General features: G+C 69.3%; 14 protein-coding genes. 5 read left to right on the forward strand and 9 right to left on the reverse strand.

What is annotated here, in order from left to right; all coding sequences use genetic code 11:
• Nucleotides 1-3,623 precede the first annotated feature (3,623 nt).
• Entirely contained in the window at nucleotides 3,624-6,074 is a 2,451-nt protein-coding gene (locus tag ACVTJA_RS52790) for a PAS domain-containing sensor histidine kinase (RefSeq protein ID WP_465832585.1), read from the forward strand.
• 437 nt (nucleotides 6,075-6,511) lie between these two features.
• Here ACVTJA_RS52790 and ACVTJA_RS52795 read toward each other — a convergent pair whose 3' ends face one another.
• The gene (locus ACVTJA_RS52795) at nucleotides 6,512-7,138 is read right to left on the reverse strand and encodes a TetR/AcrR family transcriptional regulator (RefSeq protein WP_465832587.1); all 627 of its coding nucleotides are present in this window, start codon (nucleotides 7,136-7,138) and stop codon (nucleotides 6,512-6,514) included.
• An 83-nt stretch (nucleotides 7,139-7,221) separates the two neighbouring features.
• Here ACVTJA_RS52795 and ACVTJA_RS52800 point away from each other — a divergent pair, with 83 nt between their 5' ends.
• Nucleotides 7,222-8,067: an SDR family NAD(P)-dependent oxidoreductase gene (locus ACVTJA_RS52800; protein ID WP_465832589.1), complete on the forward strand. Its 846-nt coding sequence runs from the start codon at nucleotides 7,222-7,224 to the stop codon at nucleotides 8,065-8,067.
• 12 nt (nucleotides 8,068-8,079) lie between these two features.
• Nucleotides 8,080-8,469 (forward strand): cupin domain-containing protein, encoded by a 390-nt coding sequence (locus ACVTJA_RS52805; RefSeq protein WP_465832591.1) that lies wholly within the window; start codon nucleotides 8,080-8,082, stop codon nucleotides 8,467-8,469.
• A 48-nt stretch (nucleotides 8,470-8,517) separates the two neighbouring features.
• Here ACVTJA_RS52805 and rsmG read toward each other — a convergent pair whose 3' ends face one another.
• The 4 genes from rsmG to ACVTJA_RS52825 form a co-directional block, all read right to left on the reverse strand.
• Nucleotides 8,518-9,171 (reverse strand): 16S rRNA (guanine(527)-N(7))-methyltransferase RsmG, encoded by a 654-nt coding sequence (rsmG, locus tag ACVTJA_RS52810; protein ID WP_465832593.1) that lies wholly within the window; start codon nucleotides 9,169-9,171, stop codon nucleotides 8,518-8,520.
• Between the two features lie 98 nt (nucleotides 9,172-9,269).
• Nucleotides 9,270-11,117 (reverse strand): tRNA uridine-5-carboxymethylaminomethyl(34) synthesis enzyme MnmG, encoded by a 1,848-nt coding sequence (mnmG, locus tag ACVTJA_RS52815; protein ID WP_465832594.1) that lies wholly within the window; start codon nucleotides 11,115-11,117, stop codon nucleotides 9,270-9,272.
• A gap of 313 nt (nucleotides 11,118-11,430) precedes the next feature.
• On the reverse strand, nucleotides 11,431-12,237 hold the full coding sequence (locus ACVTJA_RS52820) for a hypothetical protein (protein ID WP_465832596.1): 807 nt from the start codon (nucleotides 12,235-12,237) through the stop codon (nucleotides 11,431-11,433).
• A 27-nt stretch (nucleotides 12,238-12,264) separates the two neighbouring features.
• The gene (locus ACVTJA_RS52825) at nucleotides 12,265-12,969 is read right to left on the reverse strand and encodes a glutathione binding-like protein (RefSeq protein ID WP_465832598.1); all 705 of its coding nucleotides are present in this window, start codon (nucleotides 12,967-12,969) and stop codon (nucleotides 12,265-12,267) included.
• 743 nt (nucleotides 12,970-13,712) lie between these two features.
• On the opposite strand from ACVTJA_RS52825, the gene ACVTJA_RS52830 reads away from it, so the two are divergent.
• On the forward strand, nucleotides 13,713-14,966 hold the full coding sequence (locus tag ACVTJA_RS52830; protein WP_465832600.1) for a multidrug effflux MFS transporter: 1,254 nt from the start codon (nucleotides 13,713-13,715) through the stop codon (nucleotides 14,964-14,966).
• A 12-nt stretch (nucleotides 14,967-14,978) separates the two neighbouring features.
• On the opposite strand, the gene ACVTJA_RS52835 is transcribed toward ACVTJA_RS52830, so the two are convergent.
• A complete protein-coding gene (locus ACVTJA_RS52835) occupies nucleotides 14,979-16,130 on the reverse strand; it encodes a hypothetical protein (protein ID WP_465832602.1) in 1,152 nt (383 codons plus the stop codon).
• A gap of 65 nt (nucleotides 16,131-16,195) precedes the next feature.
• Here ACVTJA_RS52835 and ACVTJA_RS52840 point away from each other — a divergent pair, with 65 nt between their 5' ends.
• The gene (locus tag ACVTJA_RS52840) at nucleotides 16,196-16,969 is read left to right on the forward strand and encodes an alpha/beta fold hydrolase (protein ID WP_465832604.1); all 774 of its coding nucleotides are present in this window, start codon (nucleotides 16,196-16,198) and stop codon (nucleotides 16,967-16,969) included.
• 6 nt (nucleotides 16,970-16,975) lie between these two features.
• Here the strand turns inward: ACVTJA_RS52840 and ACVTJA_RS52845 are convergent, their stop codons facing one another.
• The 3 genes from ACVTJA_RS52845 to ACVTJA_RS52855 all read right to left on the reverse strand — a co-directional run bounded on the left by ACVTJA_RS52845 (nucleotide 16,976) and on the right by ACVTJA_RS52855 (nucleotide 20,688).
• Nucleotides 16,976-18,526 (reverse strand): alkaline phosphatase D family protein, encoded by a 1,551-nt coding sequence (locus ACVTJA_RS52845; protein ID WP_465832606.1) that lies wholly within the window; start codon nucleotides 18,524-18,526, stop codon nucleotides 16,976-16,978.
• A gap of 89 nt (nucleotides 18,527-18,615) precedes the next feature.
• On the reverse strand, nucleotides 18,616-19,290 hold the full coding sequence (locus tag ACVTJA_RS52850) for a glutathione S-transferase family protein (protein ID WP_465832607.1): 675 nt from the start codon (nucleotides 19,288-19,290) through the stop codon (nucleotides 18,616-18,618).
• Nucleotides 19,291-19,350: 60 nt separating this feature from the next.
• Nucleotides 19,351-20,688, reverse strand: coding sequence for a CotH kinase family protein (locus ACVTJA_RS52855; RefSeq protein ID WP_465832609.1), 1,338 nt, complete (start codon nucleotides 20,686-20,688; stop codon nucleotides 19,351-19,353).
• Between the last annotated feature and the right edge of the window lie 49 nt (nucleotides 20,689-20,737).

Raw genomic sequence — 20,737 nt, forward strand, 5'->3', positions numbered from 1 at the left:
CACCGATGAAGCGCCTCCCCTCTTCCCCTGGTGCGCGGCATCGCATGCGTCGCGGCGACATCGGCATGGCCGTGGATGACCGGTGACAAGGGTCGAGCAGCGCCCCGCGCGTTCCACATGGACCGAGGCTTCGAAGCTCACACCTCCGCGAAGACCTCCCGCGCTCCGCGAAGACCGCGCGCGAGGAGTCCCGTGCTCTTCACCGGCTCACGAGTACCGCCCTGCCCTTTCGCACCGCGCGGCGGCTCGATGCTCGAACCGGTCGCGCTCATCTGAGTTCCACGTGGAACGGGTAACCGGACGCGGTGGTCCTGACCGCACGGTGGGTGGTCGCCCCGTGTCCATGGTGGCGGTGGGCCTCTGCGTTCCACGTGGAACGAGCCCTCGGCTTTCGCCAGACAGGCACCGCCAGGCTTCGACCCGCATTGATGGGCGGGCACCTCGCATCCGTGTTCCACGTGGAACCGGATGAGGTGCTCTTCGCGGCGAGCCATCGGGCCGTGCGACGCATCCACCGCGACGACTCCATGAGGAACCGTCCGCGTTCCGCGAGGCTCTCGGCCGCGCCCGCGAGCCCTGCGGCGAGAACACCGAGGCTCCGGACCGAGGCGCCGAAGCTCCGGCCGAAACCATCTTCGTTCCACGTGGAACGGGATGCCGCGTGGGCGGGCTCGGTCGTGGCTCGAACCGGAGCGCATGTCGAAGGCCTCCGCATGTCCGCGCTCCACATGAGTCGCGGTGCCGGGAGTGCCGGTCATGAGTTGGCTCGGCCTGAAGAGGTCGCGGCGGCCATCGGCCATCCGCGCTCCGCATGAACCGTGATGCCGCGCGGGGCCGTTCGACTTCGACCTGATGAGCCGGCAGCTCCGAAGCAGCGAAGGCCGCTGCCCACGTTCCACGTGGAACGAGAGGTCATGCGAAGTGGCTCGAATCGGAGAACCCGATGTGGCGGATGACGGCGGGTCGTGTTCCACGTGGAACGCGAGGCCTCGCAGGTCGGCGCAGCACTGGCTCGAGCCAGCCACCGCGAAGGCCCTCCTCGCCCCACCCATGCGGCTACCCGAGCACGCGACACCGCACCTGCCGGAGCAACCGCGATTCGAACCAGGTGTCATGAGGACGGGGTGAAGCGCGCGGTACTCCACGCCGAACGAGGCACCGCGCATGACCACGCGGCCCCGGTTCGGAACCGTGCGCTCGAACCATGGGATGGAGCCGCATGTGTTCCACGTGGAACTCAGCGCCACGCATCTCCGTGCATGCGAGCCACGCGCGCATTCGTGCGTGGGAACCAATGCGCCTCATCGGTTCCACGTGGAACACGCCCTTCCCCGCATGCGCGGCTCGAACCAGCGCACGCGCGTGACCGGAGGCACCGCCCCGGGAACTCCAAGGCGCGCGCATCCGCGCACGCGTGGCTTGAACCGATGCGCGCCGCGGATGGCGTGCGTGCCCTTGTGCCCAGGTTCCACGTGGAACGCGAAGTCGCGCGCATGCGCGCCTCGAACCCATGCGTGCGCGCCGCCGGATGTGGTGGCCGGGTTCCACGTGGAACGCGAAGTCGCGCGCATGCGCGCCTTGAACCCATGCGTGCGCGGCGCCGGATGCGATGACCGTGTTCCACGTGGAACTCGAAGTCGCGCGCATGCCCTGAACCGAAGCCGGCGCCATGTGCCGATGCACCATGGATGCAGCCGGCTGCGTTCCACGTGGAACGCGAAGCCGCGCAGGTCCGCGCAACCGCGGCGCGCACCGGTGTGCCCATGTGCTGGATGCGGCCGGCGGCGTTCCACGTGGAACGCGTGGTGATGGCCAACGCATCAGCCACGGCCTGGACCGGGGCACATGAGCAAGGTGAAGGCGCCTGCGTTCCACGTGGAACGCCTACGCCGCACACGCTTGCGGCCGTGGCGTGAACGGATGCGCGTGAGCACGCTTGAGGCGTCCGCGTTCCACGTGGAACTCAGCGCCTCATGACCTCGCGACCACGCATGGCTTGAACGGATGCGCGTGAGCGCACGCGGTGTCCGCGCTCCACGTGGAGCGCAGCGCCGCATGACCTCCCGACCGCGCGTGGCCTGAACAGATGCGGGTAAGCACGGGTGAAGCGTCCGTGTTCCACGTGGAACTCCGTGCCCAAGGCCTTGCGACCGTGGCTCACCTACACCGATGCGCGTGAGCGCGCGCGAGGCGTCCGCGTTCCACGTGGAACTCAGCGCCGCATGACCTCGCGACCGGCCTGACTTGAAGCACCTGTCATCGGTTCGCGTGGAGCGTCCGCGTTCCACGTGGAACTCCACGCCCCGGGGCCTTGCGACCGTGGCGTGCATCGATGCGCGTGAGCACGCACGAGGCCTCCGCGTTCCACGTGGAACTCAGCGCCACATGACCTCGCGACCTCGCGTGGCCTGAACAGATGCGCGTGAGCATGGGTGAAGCGTCCGCGTTCCACGTGGAACTCAGCGCCGCATGTCTTCGCGACAGTGCACGACCTGAAGTGCCGCGCGTCGGTTCGCGTTCCACGTGGAACTCCCCGCCCAAGGCCTTGCGACCGTGGCTCGCACCGATGCGCGTGAAGGCCTGCACGGCGCGACCTGCGTTCCACGTGGAACGCGTGGCCGCCTCGCTCCCGCCACGGCGTCCCGAAGTAGCCGCGCCAATGGCTCCCCACACCTGCTCGGACTCCACCCGGAACGTGATGCCTCACGTACCCACGCGGCTTCGGTTCGACCCGGAGATGTGATGCGCGAGATGTCGTCACCGCGTTCCACGTGGAACGCGATGCGCCTTCATCGCTGCGCTTCTTCGGTGCCTCCCGACGCCGCGCATGAAGGCGACGTACGGCACGAAGACCAGTTCCACGTGGAGCGCGCCACGGCACTCGTCGTTCCGGCAATCGCTTCAGACCATCGCTCCGGTGTGGCGGGTGAAGACGCGGGCGATGGGCGCTCAGCGGTTCAGTTCCTCGGCTTCAACGAGCGCTTCAACGCGTGCCACGGACGGACCCGGCACACGGTCATCCGCCACGAACGCGGTGGCCCGATCCCCACTTCAGCGGCGCATCGATGTCCGTGTTCCACGTGGAACGAGCCCATCGCTCGCGGCACTTCGATGACGGACCCGAGGACTCGAACCAACGGCGATGAGGTGATGCTGCGCGAGCCGCGTTCCACGTGGAACAAACGCCGCCCCATCCACATGCCGACGTCGGTGGGCGTCGGCATCACGTGCGAAGAGAAGCGGAGTCGCTTCGCGTTCCACGCGTGGAACCACCACCGCCATCGCAGACTCTGCTGCGCCCCCAAACCCCCACCGGCGTGGATGAAAGGAAGGTCGCCGCGGCTCGCGTTCCACGTGGAACCCGGTGCCGTCACGGTCCACTCCTGCGCACGCGGCAAGAGACGGTCGAGTCGCCTCGCGTTCCACATGGACCCCGCTGCCGTCACAGTCCACGCACGCGCGCGACGAAACAGTCGAGTCGCTTCGCGTTCCACCTGGAACCAACACCAGTGCGTTGGGGGTCGGCTCACGCCGGGGCCCACCAGGCCACCGTCGTCTCGTCGACGTGAGCCCCCGGCCTCATCGTTGACGGAGTCCCCCGCGTCGGCTCACCTCGAAGGCCGATGCTTCAGCGCTCTTCTCCGCCCGCACCTCCGACAGATGACGAGCTGCACTTCCGCACCTTCGCCGCGGCGATGCCGCAGATTGTCTGGACCGCCACCGCCAACGGCAACACCAACTACTTCAACCCCGCCTGGCATGCCTTCACCGGTCTGCCCACGAGCCTCATCGGCTCGGCGGCATGGGACGCCGCGCTCCATCCCGATGAGCTCGCCTCCGTCGTGAGCGCGTGCCTCCAGGCCGAGTCCACCGGCGCGCCCTACTCGCTCGAGCTGCGCCTCCGCCGCGCGGACGGCACCTTCCGCTGGCACCACGCCCAGTCCATGCCGGTGAAGAACCCTGACGGCTCCGTCCGCTTCCGGCTCGGCACCGCCGTCGACATCCATGAGCAACGACTCGCGCGCAGCAGACTCGAGGACAGCGAGCAACGGCTCGCCCTGGCGCTCGAGTCCTCTCACCTGGGCACCTGGGACTGGGACATCGCCACCGACTCGCTGCGCTTCGACCCGCGCGGCGAGCAAATCTTCGGCATGGCGCCGGACTCGTTCCGCGGCACCTTCTACAAGGACTTCATCCAGTTCGTTCACCCCGACGACCGCGCTCGCGTCATCGCGCATGTCGACGCCAGCATCCGCGAGCGCACCACCTACCGCCTCGAGTTCCGCACCATCTGGCGCGACGGAGGCATCCACTGGGTCCAGGCCATCGGCCGCGCGTACTACGACGCTGCCGGCGTGCCCTCGCGCATGGCCGGCACCGTCGCCAACATCGACGAGCGCAAGACGCACGAGGAGCGCTTCGAGCACATCGTGCAGACCACCGGACTCGGGCTCTGGTACTGCGACCTGCCGCTCGACGTCATCGCCTGCAACGCCATCTACCGCGCGCAGCACGGCCTCCCCTCCGATGGCCCGGTGACGCTCGAGATGATTCGCCGGCAAATCCATCCCGAGGACCGCGCGCTCGTGGCCAAGGCGGTCCGCCTCGCCATCGACGAGCAGGCGCCGTACGACCTCCGCTTCCGCGTGCTGCGCTCCGGCGAGGTGCGGTGGATTCGCAGCCAGGGTCGCGTCTTCTGCGATGCGCACGGACGGCCGAAGCGCTTCGACGGAATCACGCTCGACGTCACCGCCGAGCAGCAGCTGCAGGAGTCCCTGCGCCAGACGCTGCACGAAAAGCACGAGTCCCTACAGACGCTCGAAGTGGTGAACGCGGTGGGCCAGACGCTCGCCGCGGAGCTCCAGCTCGAGAAGCTGGTGCAGAGCGTGACGGACGCGGCGACGCGGCTGTGCCGGGCCGCGTTCGGCGCGTTCTTCTACAACGTGCTCAATGAGCGCGGTGAGTCGTACATGCTGTACACGCTCAGCGGCGTGCCGAAGGAGGCCTTCGCGAAGTTCCCCATGCCTCGCTCGACGCCGGTGTTCGAGCCGACGTTCAAGGGCACGGGCATCGTCCGCAGCGATGACATCACGAAGGACCCACGCTACGGACAGAACCCACCGCGCCGTGGGATGCCCGAGGGACATCTTCCCGTGCGCAGCTACCTCGCGGTGCCCGTGGTCTCCCGCTCGGGTGAGGTGATTGGCGGGCTGTTCTTCGGCCACCCGACTCCGGGCACCTTCACGGCTCGCGAGGAGACGCTCGTCGCGGGGCTCGCGGCGCAGGTGGCGGTGGCCATGGACAACGCGCGGCTGTTCCAGCGCGCGCAGGACGCCATCTCCGCGCGCGACACGTTCCTGTCCATCGCCTCGCACGAGCTGCGCACGCCGATTACGTCCATGAAGATGCAGGCGCAGTACATGCGCAGACGCATCGCCGCCGGAGACCCGGCCGCCTTCGAACCCGAGCGCGTCACGCGGCTCGTCGAGCAGACGGAGCGCTCCATCGGCAGGCTGAGCCGGCTCGTCGAAGACATGCTCGACATCTCGCGCATCGCCATGGGGCGGCTGAACATCCAGCTCGAATCGGTGGACCTCGCCGAGCTCACGCACGACGTGGTGGAGCGCTTCCGGCAGCAGCTCACCGAGGCGGGCCATGCGCTCGACGTGCGACTGACGTCTGGCATTGTCGGCCGGTGGGACCGTTACCGGCTGGAGCAGGTGCTGACGAACCTGCTCACCAACGCGCTCAAGTACGCGCCGGGCACGCCGCTGAAGGTGACGGCGCAGGCGATGAACAGCACGGCCGTGCTCGAGGTGGAGGACCGGGGGCCAGGCATCGCGCCGGAGTTCCAGCACCGCATCTTCGAGAGGTTCGAGCGGCTCGTCGGTGCCAGCGAGGTGAGTGGGCTCGGGCTCGGACTGCACATCGCGCGGCACATCGTGGAAGCACACGGAGGCACGCTTCGGGTGCGAAGTGCACCCGGTGAAGGCGCGTGCTTCATCGCCGAGCTTCCCGTCGCGGGACCTCCGGAGGGTGCGAGTCCGGCGAATCAGTCACGGACCGGTGCGTGACAGCGTGGGAGCCATCGCGCGCGACGCCGTGCTTCCCTTCGCGCGCGGGCTCGATGTTCCACGACGCCACATCTCCCCGGCGCTTCATCAGAGTGCGAGCCCGGCGAATCTGTAGCGGCCCGGTGCGTGACACCTTCGGTGAGGCATCTCTCGGGGACAACGCAAGACTCCGCGCGCCGTTCCCGACGCGGGCTCGAGCCTCATCGGACTGACGAGCAAGCGACGACGCTTCGCTTCACGTCAGGCTCGACACCCCATCGCACCGACGCGCCGGACACGGGGCGCCACCCCGCCCTCCCCTTCCGCGTACAAGCAGTTGCTCGTACGGGCACATGGCCTCAGGTCCGAGCCATGTGCCTCACTGCGTCCGCGCGTCTCTCGCTCCGCATGGACCGGAGTCATGCACGATGTTCCGCGTGGAACCGGCGGTCGGTCCGTCAGCGTTCCGCGTGGAACAGGTAGCCCGTGGCGAGCTGGTACAGCTCCCGCTCCAACAAGCCGCCCTCGAGCAATTCGGGCTGCTCGGTGACAGCCTTGTGGGTCAGCGCTTCGAGCGACGTCTCGATGATGACCGCGGCGACGGCGGGCTGCAGGCCTCTCGGCAGACGGCGCGCATGCGTGCGGAGGAAGCGCTCGATGAGCTCGGTGATGCGGCGGTTCGTGTCCATCACCTCGGCGATGCGGCCCACGCGCGGCACCTGCTCGAAGAGGAGTTTGTGGAGTTCGGGAGAGATGCGGTGCGTGTCCACGCCGACGCGGATGATGGCTCGCAGCCCTTCCTCGAGTGAGGCGTTCTTCAAGTTGGCGAAGGCCTCCTCCGCGACCTGCACCAGCTCACCCGTGTGCCGTTCGATGAGCGCGGCGACCAGTGCTTCCTTGCTCGGGAAGTATTGGTAGAGCGAGCCCACGCTCACGCCGGCCCGCTCGGCGACGCGCGCGGTGGTCGTCTTCTCGTAACCGTGCTCCACCAGAACCTGAGCCGCCGCTTCGAGCAGCGCGTCCACCGTCGCTCGCGAGCGCGCCTGACGCGGGAGTTTCCGAGGGGTTGTGTCGATGGAATGCATGCGCGCCTCGCGTTCCGGAATGCGAATACCGAATGTGACGAAACCTTCGCATATTGCCTCCCGCTTCAACAACGGAGGCACGCATGGACGGTCGCGGTACGTCGGAAGCTCGGAAGAACGGCAGCAAGGTGGTCCTGGTGACGGGTGCATCCTCCGGCCTGGGCCGGGCCACGGCGGCTCGGCTCGTCGCGCGCGGTCATCGCGTCTACGGCACGAGCCGCCAGCCCTCGGGTGACTCGGGCTGGCCCATGCTCGCGCTCGACGTGTGCTCGGATGAGTCGGTGAAGGCGTGCGTCGGCGAGGTGCTCGCTCGCGAGGGGCGCATCGACGCCCTCGTCAACAACGCGGGCTACGCGTTCATCGGCGCGGTGGAGGAGACGAGCCTGGAGGAGGCTCGCGCGCAGTTGGAGACGAACTTCTTCGGTGCGCTGCGGATGATGCTGGCGGTGTTGCCGTCGATGCGGGAGCAGGGCGCGGGGCACATCGTCAACGTCAGCTCGCTGTCGGGTGTGGCGGCTCCGCCGTTCCTCGGTGCGTACGCGGCGAGCAAGCACGCGCTGGAGGCGATGTCCGAGGCGCTCGCGCACGAGCTGCGCGGCACGCGACTGCGCGTCACACTGCTGGAGCCGGATGGCATGCGCACGAGCATCGGGTTCCATCATCCGCGCGTCGAGCGTCCAGACCTTGCCATCCGGAGGAAGCGACTGGTGTCACTGCTGGAGCGCGCGACGCGGGAGGACGGGAGCGACCCGGACGTGCTGGCCCGTATCGTGGAACAGGTCCTCGACGACAGCGCGCCGCCGTTGCGCATCGTCATCGGCGAGGGGGCGAAGCGGCTCATCGAAGCCCGCCGCACGTTGCCGGAAGCGGAGTTCGGCAGACTGCTGGCCACGGCGCTCCAGCTCGACGGCGACACGGCTACGGCCTGAGTGGAGACGCCGATGACGGGACTGTCCTTCACGATTGCCACGGAGCTCGCCGCGATTGCCGACCCTCGGCATGCGCGGATGCTCGCGGACTACACCGTGCAGCGCGAGGCGATGCTCGGAGTCATCCGGATTGGAGTCGAGGGTACGGAGGGTTTCTGGGAGCGCCACGACGGAGGCGATGAATTGCTCGTCCTCGTCTCCGGTCGCATGACGATGACGCTGCGTCCGTCGAGCGGTCCGGACCAGGCGCATGAGCTGGGCCCCGGAGATGCACTGCTGATTCCGAGGAGCGTCGCGCACTCCGCGCGGCTGCACACGCCCGAGGTCCACATCCTCTTCGTCACGCCCCGCGAGGGGAACGAGGCGTGGACCGAACATCCCGAGGGAAAGCGTCGGCACTGAGCCAGGCATCCCGGGCCTCCGCCGTCATGCGAAGGCCCGGGCCCTCCCCTACTCCTTCGTGAACACCGCGACCTGGCGCTCCGCTCCGGAGAACGGGAGCCGGTACGCCCGCGCGGACACGACGCGCAGTTGCCGCTCCGCCGCGCGCGCCTTCAGCTCATCATCCGTCTGCGCCTTGCCGAGCATCGCCACCACGCGCCCGCCCGGCGCCACGTACGCCGGCGCCAACGCGAGCCAGTCCGGCAGGTCCATGAACGCTCGCGCAATCAGCAGCTCCGCGCGCGGAATCCCCTCCGCGTCCGGATTGCCCTCCGCGCGCGCGTGCAGTCCGCGCACGCCCTGCAACCCGAGGCTCGCCGACGCCGCCTTGATGAACGCCACCTTCTTCCCCACCGCGTCCACCAGCGTCACGCCCAGCGACGGCAGCGCCAGCTTCAGCGGCAGTCCCGGGAAGCCCGCGCCCGCTCCCAAATCCAACAGCGTCGCCGCCCCCGTCACCTCGGGCAGCACCGCCAGCGAGTCCAGGAAGTGCTTCTCCAGCACCTCCTCCGGCGCGGTAATCGCCGTGAGGTTCACCTTCGCGTTCCACTTCAGCAGCTCGGCCATCAGCCGCTGCAGGCGAGGCCCCACGTCCTCCGGCACCGTCACGCCCAGCGCCCGGCTCCCGGATGCCAGCAGATCTACGAACCGCGCGTTATCCACAACGCCTCCACGGCCAACATGTCCACAAACCCCTGGAATCACTCAGGCTACGAGCGTCTCCAGAATTTCCCACACGTTATCCACAGCCCGGTTCCTGATCACTCCACCGGCTGTCCACAGCTCCCGGACGCCCCGCTGCCCCGCTTCAGCGCCACCAGCAGCAGCGACACCGCGGCCGGCGTCAGCCCCGGAATCCGCTTCGCCTGCCCCACCGTCCCGGGCCTGTGCGCCGTCAGCTTCTCCACCGCCTCCGAGCTCAACCCGCGCACGTCCCGGAAGCAGAAGCCCTCCGGAATCCGCCACCGGTCCGTCGCCTCCGCCTCGCGCGCCGCCGCCCTCGCCGCCTGGGCGATGTAGCCCTCGTACTTCACCTCCACCTCCACCTCCTCGGCCACGTCCTCCGGCAGCGCCGGCCAGTCCACCCTCCCCTCCCCCAGCTTCGCGTACGACTCCTCGGGACGCCGCAGCCGCATCGCCAGGCCCGTGCGCTTCAGCCGCGCCACCTCTTCCGCCACCGTGCGGGCACGAGCCTCCGCGCGCTCCAGCGCCTCGCGGGGCAACAAACCCACGCGGTGCCCGTGACGCGCGAGCCGCAGGTCCGCGTTGCCCTCGCGCAGCTTCAGCCGATGCTCCGAGCGGCTGGTGAACATGCGGAACGGCTCGTCCACGCCCTTCGTCACCAGGTCATCCACCAGCACCGCGCCGTGCGCCTCGTCGCGGCCGAGCAACAGCGGCGGCTCGCCCTTCACCGCGAGCGCCGCGTTGATACCGGCCCACAGTCCCTGGAAGGCGGCCTCCTCGTAGCCCGAGGTGCCGTTGAGCTGCCCCGCGAAGTACAGGCCTGAAATCGCCTTCGTCTCCAGCGTGGACTTGAGCTGCGTGGGCGGCGCGTAGTCGTACTCGACCGCGTAGCCGTAGCGGACCACCTCCACCTTCTCCAGGCCGGGAATGGTGCGCAGGAAGGTGAGCTGCACGTCCGCGGGCAGGCTGGTGGACAGGCCCGCCGGGTACACCAGCGGCGACGTGGGGCCTTCCGGCTCGAGGAAGACCTGGTGCCGCTCGCGCGCGGCGAAGCGCACCACCTTGTCCTCCAGCGACGGGCAGTAGCGCGGGCCGCGGCCGACGATTTCCCCCTGGTACAGCGGCGAGCGGTGCAGGTTGTCGCGCAGCACCTGGTGCGTCTGCACCGTCGTCGCGGTGATGCCGCAGACGACGTCGGGATGCCGGGGGAACGGCGCGCCCGAGGCAACCTCCACCTTCGTGCGCCAGGAGAACGGGCGCGGCGGGAAGTCTCCGGGCTGCGGCTCCACCGCGTCCCAGTCGATGCTCTCGCGAGCGAGCCGCGCAGGAGTCCCCGTCTTGAAGCGGCCCAGCGAGAAGCCGAGCGCGCGCAGCGAGTCGGACAGGCCGCGAGCCGCGTCGTCACCGAGGCGCCCGCCGACCTCCTTCTTCTCGCCCACGTGCATCAGCGCCTGGAGGAAGGTGCCGGTGGTGAGCAGCACCGCGGAGGCCCGCACCTGCGTGCCGTCGCCCAGCACCACGCCCGACACTCGGCCACCCTCGGCGACGACGGTGGACACTTCACCTTCGAGCACCGTGAGGTTCGGCTGCGAGAAGAGGACGGCGCGCATCCCGGCGGAGTACGCGTCGCGGTCGCACAGCACGCGCGTGGCCTGCACGGCCGGGCCCTTGGAGGCGTTGAGCGTCTTGAAGTGCGTGCCGGCCGCATCCGCCGCGCGCCCCATCTCTCCGCCGAGCGCGTCCAATTCGCGCACGAGGTGGCCCTTGGCGGTGCCACCGACGGCGGGGTTGCAGCTCATCACCGCCGCGCGGTCCTTCTTGAGGGTGAGGCCCAGCGTGGCCAGTCCCATCCGAGCGCAGGCGAGCGCCGCCTCGCAGCCCGCATGGCCCAGGCCCACCACGATGACGTCGTATCGGAGTCCCATCGCTCACGAGGGTCGCCTAAGAGCACCGGTGCCTGACAGCGCCCCGGCGTCCATGTTGGCACCCGGGCACCCTGGCTCCGCGCGCCGCGACCTTTCCGCGCCTGGGTATGTCTCCGGCGCGCGGGCTTGGCAAGCAAAGGCCTCGCGCCGGGGACGTTCGATGCTGGAGAGGTCCGCTCCTGGTGGGATGACGGGCAGGCGAAGGCCCGCCATTGGCGGTGAGCTTGCGGCGGAACGAGCCCCCTCCCCTCCCCTGCCCTTCCTCGCTGATGCGGACCGCGACCTGGCTCGCGCCCATGGGCCGCGGCTCCATTCAGCCAGCCACGGCCCGCAGGTAGCGCTCGAACGAGGCGACCACGGCCGCGCGCCCGCCCCCGAGGATGTTGCGCCCCCACGTGTAGCCGAACACGTCCTCGAAGTCGTAGGGCCGCAGCCGCTCGCGCATGCTCCGCACGTCGCTCGGCTTCATGGGGATGCAGTTGGGATAGCTGTACATGAAGGTGACGTGGCGCCGGTCGGACACGACCTGCAACGCGTCACCGGGGAACAGCGCCCCGCCGGCGCGAGGCCCCCGCTTCCAGTGCAGCGCGGTGCTGCCCGGGAAGTGGCCACCGCAGCGGATGAGCGTGACGTCCTCCGAGAGCCGGAGCACATCCCCACTCCAGAACCGGATGTTCGCCGACGGTCTGCGCACCCATTCCCTGTCGGCCTCGTGCAGCAGGACGGGCACTCCGCCCAGCGCCTCGCTCCACTCCACCATCGACGTGTAGAAGTGCGGATGCGAGATGACCATCTGGTCCACGCCCCCGCGCGCCTTCAGCGCGGCGACTGCTTCATCGGTGACGAGGCTGATGCACTCCCAGAGCAGGCGGCCCGCGTCCGTCGGCAGGTGCAGCGCCCGCTGGGGAATGGCGAAGTCCGACGGGAGGCTGAGGCCCAGCAGGCCCGCGTCCTCCTCGATGCGCAGGGTGTACTTCCTCGCGAGGGCCTCGTGCGTCGTCCAACGCTGGCCGTTCCAGCCCACGTACTGGCGCTCGTCCTCGCATACGGGACAGTGCTCGGGAGGCGTGGGCGTCTCCGCGTACTGCGTGCCACAGGTCTCACACAGGTAGAGAGGCATGATGGGGGCTCGGATGGATGGGGAACATCAACGCGTCGCCGGAGCAGTTCCCTGCTGGAACAGCACCTGACGGGCCTCGGCGGACAGGTCCACCTTCTTCGAGTACACGTCCTCGACGGAGTCGTAGACGCGCTGGGTGGCGGGCCGCTGCTGGATGCGCTCGAACCAGCGTTCCACGTTGGGAAAGGCCGAGAGCGTCTGTCCGTGCGCCGCGTGCGGGACGACCCAGGGGTAACAGGCGATGTCCGCGATGGAGTACGCCCCACCCGCGATGTAGTCCCGGCCCTCGAGCCGGCGGTCGAGCACGCCGTACAGGCGTGATACCTCCCGCGTATAGCGCTCGATGGCCGAGGGCTGGGGCTCGGACGCGTAGACGCGGAAGTAGCCCGCCTGCCCTGCCATCGGTCCCAGTCCGGCGACCTGCCAGAACAACCACTGCGTGGCTTCGAGGCGGGCGCGGCCGTCCGCGGGCAGGAGCTGACCGGACTTCTCGGCGAGGTAGTGCAGGATGGCGCCGGACTCGAACACCGGCAGCGGCGCGTCCCCATGCAGCGGCGCGTGGTCGACGATGGCCGGAATCTTGTTGTTCGGAGAGATGGCGAGGAACGCCGGAGCGAACTGCTCCCCGGCCGAGAGGCGGACCGGGACCACTCGGTACGGGAGGCCGGTCTCCTCCAGGAACAGACGAATCTTCAGGCCATTCGGCGTGGGGCTGAAGTACAGGTCAATCATTCGGAAGCTCCGTGGCGTGGCCAGGTGTCGCGGTCACGATGGAGCTCAGACTAGGCAGGCGTTGGCCCGGCGATTGAGCCAGCTGTTGCGATTCTCACCAGGCCAATGACGTGGCCCATGGAACACGGAGCCGGCCAGGCAGGCCAGCGGGCCCACGGCGGCTCTGCATTCGGGGACGAGAAGGTTTACGGGAGCGCACGAGGCAGGCAGTGGGAGGGGTTGAGGCTCTGCCTGCCTCGCGCGCACCGGCCGTCCTCCGGAAGGCCGAGCCAGTCCTGCTGGCTGCGTCCCCCCGGCCTGGGCGGCGTCTTGAAATGTTCGCGGGACGGTCCGGGTGCGGCGTCGCCCTCCCCTGGTGGGCGACACACCTGCCGTCAGTGCGGCCCCGAAGGTCCGCCCGCGCTGGCACACGCTCCGGTTTCCCCCTGCACCGGAAGGCACGTGCGCCGTCTCCACGCGAGGCTTCCCCGGCCCGCGCGGCGAGAGTCTGGTGTCGCGCGACACGGAAGGTGGACCTGTCCGTGCGGTGAGGGCGCAACGGTGGACGCGAGCTCGGGCCTCAAATGGGTCCGACACCTCCGTGTGCGCGACGGGGATATGAATAGCCGAGGGGTCTGACATGCCGGCTGGCGCGGGGCCGGTACCCAGCGGGGTAGTCGGACAGCCGGGCTGTTCCATTTCCGCAACCGGTGTATGCGTGTTCGGACCTTCCCTCAGGGGTAGGCCGCCGCTATTTGCGTGGAATGGACGTTCCACTTCGCTCCGCCCCGCGCGGCACGCTCGGACTGGAGCTGCTGCTCGGGACGCTGACGGCCTTCGCCCCGCTGTCCATCGACATGTACCTGCCCGCGCTGCCCCGCATCGCGGAGGACCTTCATTCGAGCGCGTCGCTCATCCAGCTCACGCTGGCGTCGTGCTTCGCCGGCCTGGCGCTCGGTCAGCTCATCACCGGTCCGCTCATCGACCACTTCGGCCGCAAGCGTCCGCTCCAGCTCGGGCTGGTGCTCTATGTGCTGGGCTCGTTCGGCTGTGCGCTCGCGCCCAACGCGCCGGCGTTGGTGGGGTTGCGCTTCGTGCAGGCGCTCGGGGGCGCGGTGGCGCTCGTGACGCCGCGAGCGGTGGTCCGTGACTTGTGGTCCGGCGCCGAGGCCGCGCGGACGATGTCCCGGCTGATGTTGGTGGTGGGCGTGGCGCCGGTGCTCGCGCCGCTGCTGGGTGGGTTCGTGCTCGAGCACACGGGCTGGCGCGCCATCTTCCTGGTGCTGGCCGCCGTGGGCGCGCTGGCGCTGCTGGCGGTGGTGAAGGTGCTGCGCGAGACGGCGCCGCCGCGCACGGGGGCGCCACGGACGATGCGCTCACGGCTGGGCGAGCTGCTCGGGGACGCGGACTTCGTGGGCCCGGCGCTCGCGGGTGGCTTCGCGTACGCGGCGATGTTCGCGTACATCGCGGGCTCGCCGTTCGTGTTCATCTCGCTGCACGGCGTGAGGGCGCAGGACTTCGGCTGGTTCTTCGGCGCCAATGCGGTGGGGCTGGTGTCCCTGGCGCAGCTCAACCGCAAGCTGGTGAAGCACATCCCGCTGCACCGGCTGCTGCGGTTGGCGGTGACGCTGCACGTGCTGACGGCGGTGGGCGTGCTGGTGGTGTGCTGGACGGGGTTCCTCGGACTGTGGGGACTGGCCGGCGCGCTGTTCCTGTTCGTGTCGACGCTGGGGTTGGTGGGGCCGAACTCCGCGGCGATTGCGCTGGAGCGGCATGCCGCGCACGCGGGGCTCGCGTCGGCGCTGCTCGGCGCGTTGCAGTTCACCGCGGCGGCCACCGCGTCGTGGGCGGTGAGCGCGCTCAACGACGGCACCGCGTTGCCCATGGGCGGCGTGGTGGCCGGAGCGGCCGCGCTGGCGTGGCTCGCGGGCGTCTTCGGGCACCGGGCGCGCTCGAAGGAAGCAGGGGAGGGGAGCCAGGTGCAGCCCGCGCAGGGCGCCCAGCAGCGCACGGCGTGAGCGTGCCTCGCGTCACGGCTCCTCGTAGGGCCAGAAGCGGGCGCGCCTGCGCTCGGGCACGGCATCGCTGCCCGCGCCAACGGGGACGCTCAATGCCTGGACGAGGCGGAAGAGCCACTCGTGGGGCGGCTCGAACTCGCGCCCGGGGTGCATGAAGCCCTCATCATCCTGAATCACGATAGTCGGTGCATCTCCACTGTCGAGCCGGCGCGTCCACTCCTCATGAGAGGAGGCGGGGAGCACCTCCACAATCCATGGCTTATGGAGCAGCTCCGCCTTCGGCTTGAAGAGCTTCGCCTTCAAGGCGTCGAGCGCGCCCGAGGGCTCCTGGTGGTACACGGCCTCGACGCCGACCTGGACCGGGTACTCCGCCCAGGGTGCCGCGGCGGCGGAGAAGAGGGCCTCCAGCGTCTTGCGCGCCTTCGACTTCGAGACTCCCGCCTGCTCCACGGCCGGCAGCCACTGCTCGGGCGTCGGGGAGCCGAGCCCGACGCCACAGTCCTCCGTCGAGAGCGCCACCTCGAAGAAGAAATCGTCGATGCGGTCCGGAATCCAGAGCAGCTGCCCGTCCAGCCGACACGCGGACCAGCAGGTGGCGTCCTTCGCGCACCACAACTGCCAGTCCCCCTTCGCAGCCTGGGGCACCAGGCCCTTCAGCCATCCCGCGACGATGGCTCGGGCCCGCTCGACGGACAGGTCCTTGCGACGAAGCTCCTCGAGGATGCGAGCGGCGGACTCGTGGCTCCGGAAAGGCCGCGTGGGCAGCCAGCGCGGCGCCTCCGGCACCCAGGCGGGCCGGTTGAGGAGCCGTCCATCCGGAGCGACCTGAGCGGGCTCCAGCCACTCGCCCGCGTTCACGTCGTACACCTCGAGCCGGCCGGCCTCGATGTCGAGGACGAACCAGGTGAGGAACTGCACCCGGCTGTACTCGTCGTCCGGAGTGAACCAGGGCGCCCAGCCGTCGTCACGCGCATGGCGCATGGGCAGGTTGCGCCACCCCCAGGGCGCGGCGACGAACTTCTCCGCCACGCCCTTCAGCCCGCCGTACCGTCGCAGCAGGCGCAGCAGGAAGACGCCCAGGACCTCGGGCACGCCATCGTCGGAGACCTCGACGCCGCGCCAGCGCTCCCGGGTTCCCACGGCGAGAATCGCAGGCTCACTCATGTCCTGAATCTCGCACGGGGCAAGGGTTGGAAGCACATCCCGGTTGCATCTGGCATGGTGCGGCCATGGCATCCACCACCCGCATCGTTCAAGGCCCCGCGGGCCGGCTCGCCGTCACCGACTCCGGTGAGGGAGGGACGCCCGTCCTCTTCGTCAACAGCAACGCCGGCAGCCGCGAGCAATGGTCCGCGCAGCAGGCGCACCTGAAACAGCGCTCCGTGTCCTTCGACCTGCGCGGCATGGGCGAGTCCGACCTCGACCCGAAGGGCCGCTACGGCGCGGTGGACATGGCCGCGGACGTGAATGCAGTCGCGGACGCACTGGGCCTGAAGCGCTTCGTCCTCGTGGGGCACAGCTATGGCGGCACGGTGGCGGGGGAGTACGCCATCCGCTGGCCCGAGCGCCTCGCGGGGCTCGTCTTCGTGGACACGGCGGGCACGATGCCTCCGCTGCCTCCGGAGCAGCTCGCCTGGTTCCGCGACGGCATGCGCTCGGAGAAGTACCGCGACTTCATGGACGCGTGGTTCGCGCCCATCCTGAAGAACGCGAAGCCGCGCACGCACGAGCTGGTGATGCGCTGGCTGCACGCAACGCCGCGCGAAGTCGTGATGGGCGCGATGGAGAGCATCCTCACGTACAACTCGGACCGCGTCTTCGAGCACTACAAGGGGCCCGTCGACACGCTCGTCGTGGATGCCTTCATCCAGCCCCATGCCTATCACCTGCTGTACCCGTGGATTCCGCACACGGTCTTCACCGGCGTGAGCCACTGGCTGATGATGGACGAGCCCGAGAAGTTCAACGCCGAGCTCGACAAGGCCCTCGCGAAGATGAAGTGACGGGCGTCACAGCTCGCCCGAGTCGAACACGGTGACGGGCTGGTCCGGCTGACGCGCGTCCTGGCCCACGAGCTTGAAGCGCACGGTGGAGTGCGAGCCCCTGTCACGCACCTCGACGAGCCCCACGTTGAGGGCGTTGTAGGGGTTGTGGTCCGCACCGCCGACGCCAGACATCCGCACCAGTCGGGCCGCGGGGCCGTCCTCCAGCTTGAGCAGCAGCTCCGCGCGAGGCAGGTGTCCTGCCGCCCACGCGGAGAAGCCGTGCGTCACGTGCGTCACCGCGCTGGAGGTGAACTGGTACAGCTGTCCCGGGTTGTCGTCACCGAGCCAGTCGATGGCGAACGCGCAACCCAGGTGCACGTCGCCACTGAGCAGCACGATGCGCTGCGAGGGACACCGTCGCTGGTGCGCGAGCAGCAGCGCGAGCAGCCTGTCCCGGTCCGGAAGGTTCCACGGATGCGTCCATCGGTCCCGAGCGTCGGCGCGATGACTGCGCAAAAGGGAGATGGCCGCGGACGCCCATGACGGCACGTACACCACGGGCACGCTGAGCATGAGGAACACCGCGCGGCTGTCGCGGTGCGAGTCCAGCCACGAGGACAAGCGCGCGAGCTGCGAGGGCGAGTACACGCGAGGATGCTCGCCGCCCCTGCGCTGGCTGCGCAGGTCCATGGCGTAGAAGCCGGTGTTGCCGTAGTCGAAGCTGAAGTCGAACGCGTCAGGAGGCGTACCGGCGCAAGGCCCGAGCACACGAGCGCTCTGATAATCGTGGTACGCCGAGCGGGCACCGTGGTGGAGCCGCTGCCACTCGGCGTTGGAGTGCTCGGGCTCAGCGCCCCAGTTGTTCACCAGCTCGTGGTCATCGAGCATGGGCCACGAGGCGTAGTCCGCTTGCAGCGAGCGCCAGCCAGGGAGGTCCCAGAACTGCCGGTAACGGAGCTGGTACAGCCGCCGCACCTCCTCGGTCGAGCAATCCAGCAGCCGGGTCCGCCCCGGGGGAGCCACGTCGCGGAAGTACTCGGGAGAGAACAGGGACACAGGCTCGGGCTCGTCCACGTAGACCTGGTCACCCCCGAACAGCAGGAAGCGCGCATCGTGCGACTCCAGCGCGCGGCGGGTGGCCTCAAGCATGGCCGAGGAGAGGGGATGCACCTCACCCGAAGGCGTGAAGGGCTGGTGGCAGCTCAGCAGGCCGAAGGTGAAGGCGGCGGGAGTGTCCTCCGAACGCGCGGGCAGCGTCTCGAAGCGGCCTTCACCGATGAGGACGTTGTCGGATTCGCGAGTGATGCGGAAGCCATGGCGCCGCAGGGGCGAGAGCGGCGGCTCACCGGGGAAGTCATGCGGGTAGAGCAGGGTGCCCGTGCCATCCGAGTCCGCACTCGGTGCGAAGTGCCACACCACGGAGCGCCGAGTCCCGTCACCGTCAAGCGGCCAGACTTCCAGCCGATGCGGCCCTGGAACATCCGAGCGCAGCCACAGCCGCACCTGGCCCGGGCCCACCGCGCCGGGTGCCACAGCGCACGAAAAACGAGGAGAGGGCAGGGCAGGGCGGGACATGCCCCGTGAATCCTAGACGCGGGGCGGCGGCGAAACGCTCCGTCTGCCCCGGTCCGACACATACCGGTCAATGCAGGTCTACGGCTGCGCTACCGCTGCAGAATCGACTGCACGGACTTCGCGCGCTCCTCGGCGGTGCGCTTGTCTTCCTTCAGCGAGAAGGGCACCTCGAGGCCGCGCTGCACGGCGGGGCGCTCCGCAATCGCCTTCAGCCACCGTTGCAGGTGTGGCAACCCATCCACCGAGACACCCGCCCAGTCATGCACGCGCACCCACGGGAAGGTGGCGATGTCCGCGATGCTGTAGTCGCCCGCGAGGTACTCGCTCTCCTTCAGCCGCGTATCGAGCACCGTGTACAGCCGCCGCGTCTCGTTCTGGTAGCGGTCGATGGCGGGCTGAAGCTTCTCCGGGAAGTAGCGGAAGAAGACGTTGGCCTGTCCCTGCATGGGGCCCACGCCGGCCATCTGGAACATCAGCCACTGGATGACGCGCGAGCGGCCCTTCACGTCCGTGGGCATCAGCTTGCCCGTCTTCTCCGCGAGGTACAGGAGGATGGCGCCGGACTCGAAGACGGCGAAGTCCCCAGCGTCCCGGTCGACGATGGCGGGGATGCGCCCGTTCGGGTTGATGCGCAGGAAGTCCGGCTGCTTCTGCACACCCTTGCCGATGTCCACCGCGTGCACGGTGTAGGGCAGGCCCAGCTCCTCCAACGCTATCGATACCTTGTAGCCGTTGGGCGTCGTCCACGTGTAGAGGTCAATCATAGGTGCGCGTCCTGATAACGGGGGGCCGCGGCCCGCGCCGCATCATGCGCGCGCCACGGTTCAGCGGAGTGACTCCTCCAGGACGCGCCAGCGCGTGTCCACCCAGGCGCGCAGGTACGCCACCTCGCCCGCGAAGTCGTTCATGTCGGTGCGCCCGCTCCAGCGAGGGAAGGTCTTGTACTCCGCGCCCCAGCGCGCCTCGTCCTTGAGCGCCGCGGGGCCCAGCTCGCGCGCGTACCCGTCGATGAGCCCGAGCACCACGTCCCGGCTCAGCGGTCCCTGGAGCAGGTCTCGGTAGCGCTCGCGCAGCGGGCCGGCGATGGCCGGGGCCTCGAGCATCCGGGAGAACACGAGGTTCTCCTGCGTGAAGGGGTACAGGTCCTCCGGCTGCAGGCGCATCGTGTTCCAGTCCTGCCCGAAGCTCGCGTCCAAATCCCATGGGATGAAGCGAAAGCGGGCCTCCGAACCCCGCGCCCGGAAGTGGTACGCGTTCTTCGCCACCGAGTCCTTCGTGTACGCGAGCGTGGACAGAATCCACCAGTCCTCGTAGTCGTGCGAGTCCATCCACTCGCCGCGCTCGGCGAGGAACTGCTCCGGTGTCGCGTCCGCCACGAAGGCGGTGAGCGCGTCGATGGTGCGGTACGCCTCGTCACCGTCCTCGGGCTTGCCGGACTTCTTCTCGTAGCCCTGGCGCAGCTTCACCTTCTGCAGCCCGAAGGAGTCCAGCCGCGAGAAGTTCGCGTCGCCGTCCACGGCCTTGAAGAGGTCCCCGCTCGAGTTCAGGCCATGCTTGGAGAGGTAGTCGCGGTCGATGTGGTCCATCACCGTGTAGAGGCCCTGGTACTCGCCATTCGCGTAGACGACGGCGCTGTAGGCCTGCACCGGGAGGTGGTCCGGCGACATGCGGTTCCACACCTCGAAGGCGAGCCGGGAGCGCATGTATGAATTGTCATTGAAGGGGCTGGTGAGCACGAGCTTGCGGCGGCCCCTGAAGCCACCGGCGTACGCGGGCTCGTCGAAGGTCTGCGCTCCGTCGAGGTCCACCGTGAGGCTGCGCTTGGGAAAGCTCAGCGAGGTGTCCCCGCGGTAGCGCGTCTCCGCGACGTAGCAGCGTCCGCGGTAGACGAATCGCGCCGGACGGTAGCCGTCGTCGTCCGGCAGCGAGGCCGACATGAAGATGTGGAACACCGGCAGGCCGTCCTCCTCGAGGTACGTGAAGGGGTCGGGTGCGCCGCCGGCGCGCGACTCGAAGCCGTTCACGAAGGAGGCACTGTCCGTGTCATCACACTCCGGCAGGGGGACGCTCCAGCCGCTCGGAGGCGCGCACGCCACGGCCGCCACACACAGCGTGAGCAGCAACGGCAGCATGCGCGCGAAGTGTCCGCCCCCGCTCCCCATCCACCCTCCCGTCCGTGCGGGAAGGTAGCCATCGCGGCGCGGCGCGGCA

The sequence above is a fragment of the Pyxidicoccus sp. M6 genome (assembly GCF_055568925.1).

Bases quoted from the DNA above. Each gene is read 5' to 3' on its own strand.
- ACVTJA_RS52820 (WP_465832596.1), bottom strand. From the start codon at position 12,237: ATGCCTCTCTACCTGTGTGAGACCTGTGGCACGCAGTACGCGGAGACG.
- ACVTJA_RS52855 (WP_465832609.1), bottom strand. From the start codon at position 20,688: ATGGGGAGCGGGGGCGGACACTTCGCGCGCATGCTGCCGTTGCTGCTC.
- ACVTJA_RS52795 (WP_465832587.1), bottom strand. From the start codon at position 7,138: ATGCATTCCATCGACACAACCCCTCGGAAACTCCCGCGTCAGGCGCGC.
- ACVTJA_RS52805 (WP_465832591.1), top strand. From the start codon at position 8,080: ATGACGGGACTGTCCTTCACGATTGCCACGGAGCTCGCCGCGATTGCC.
- ACVTJA_RS52840 (WP_465832604.1), top strand. From the start codon at position 16,196: ATGGCATCCACCACCCGCATCGTTCAAGGCCCCGCGGGCCGGCTCGCC.
- ACVTJA_RS52845 (WP_465832606.1), bottom strand. From the start codon at position 18,526: ATGTCCCGCCCTGCCCTGCCCTCTCCTCGTTTTTCGTGCGCTGTGGCA.
- ACVTJA_RS52825 (WP_465832598.1), bottom strand. From the start codon at position 12,969: ATGATTGACCTGTACTTCAGCCCCACGCCGAATGGCCTGAAGATTCGT.
- ACVTJA_RS52800 (WP_465832589.1), top strand. From the start codon at position 7,222: ATGGACGGTCGCGGTACGTCGGAAGCTCGGAAGAACGGCAGCAAGGTG.
- ACVTJA_RS52830 (WP_465832600.1), top strand. From the start codon at position 13,713: ATGGACGTTCCACTTCGCTCCGCCCCGCGCGGCACGCTCGGACTGGAG.
- ACVTJA_RS52835 (WP_465832602.1), bottom strand. From the start codon at position 16,130: ATGAGTGAGCCTGCGATTCTCGCCGTGGGAACCCGGGAGCGCTGGCGC.
- ACVTJA_RS52790 (WP_465832585.1), top strand. From the start codon at position 3,624: ATGCTTCAGCGCTCTTCTCCGCCCGCACCTCCGACAGATGACGAGCTG.
- mnmG (WP_465832594.1), bottom strand. From the start codon at position 11,117: ATGGGACTCCGATACGACGTCATCGTGGTGGGCCTGGGCCATGCGGGC.
- ACVTJA_RS52850 (WP_465832607.1), bottom strand. From the start codon at position 19,290: ATGATTGACCTCTACACGTGGACGACGCCCAACGGCTACAAGGTATCG.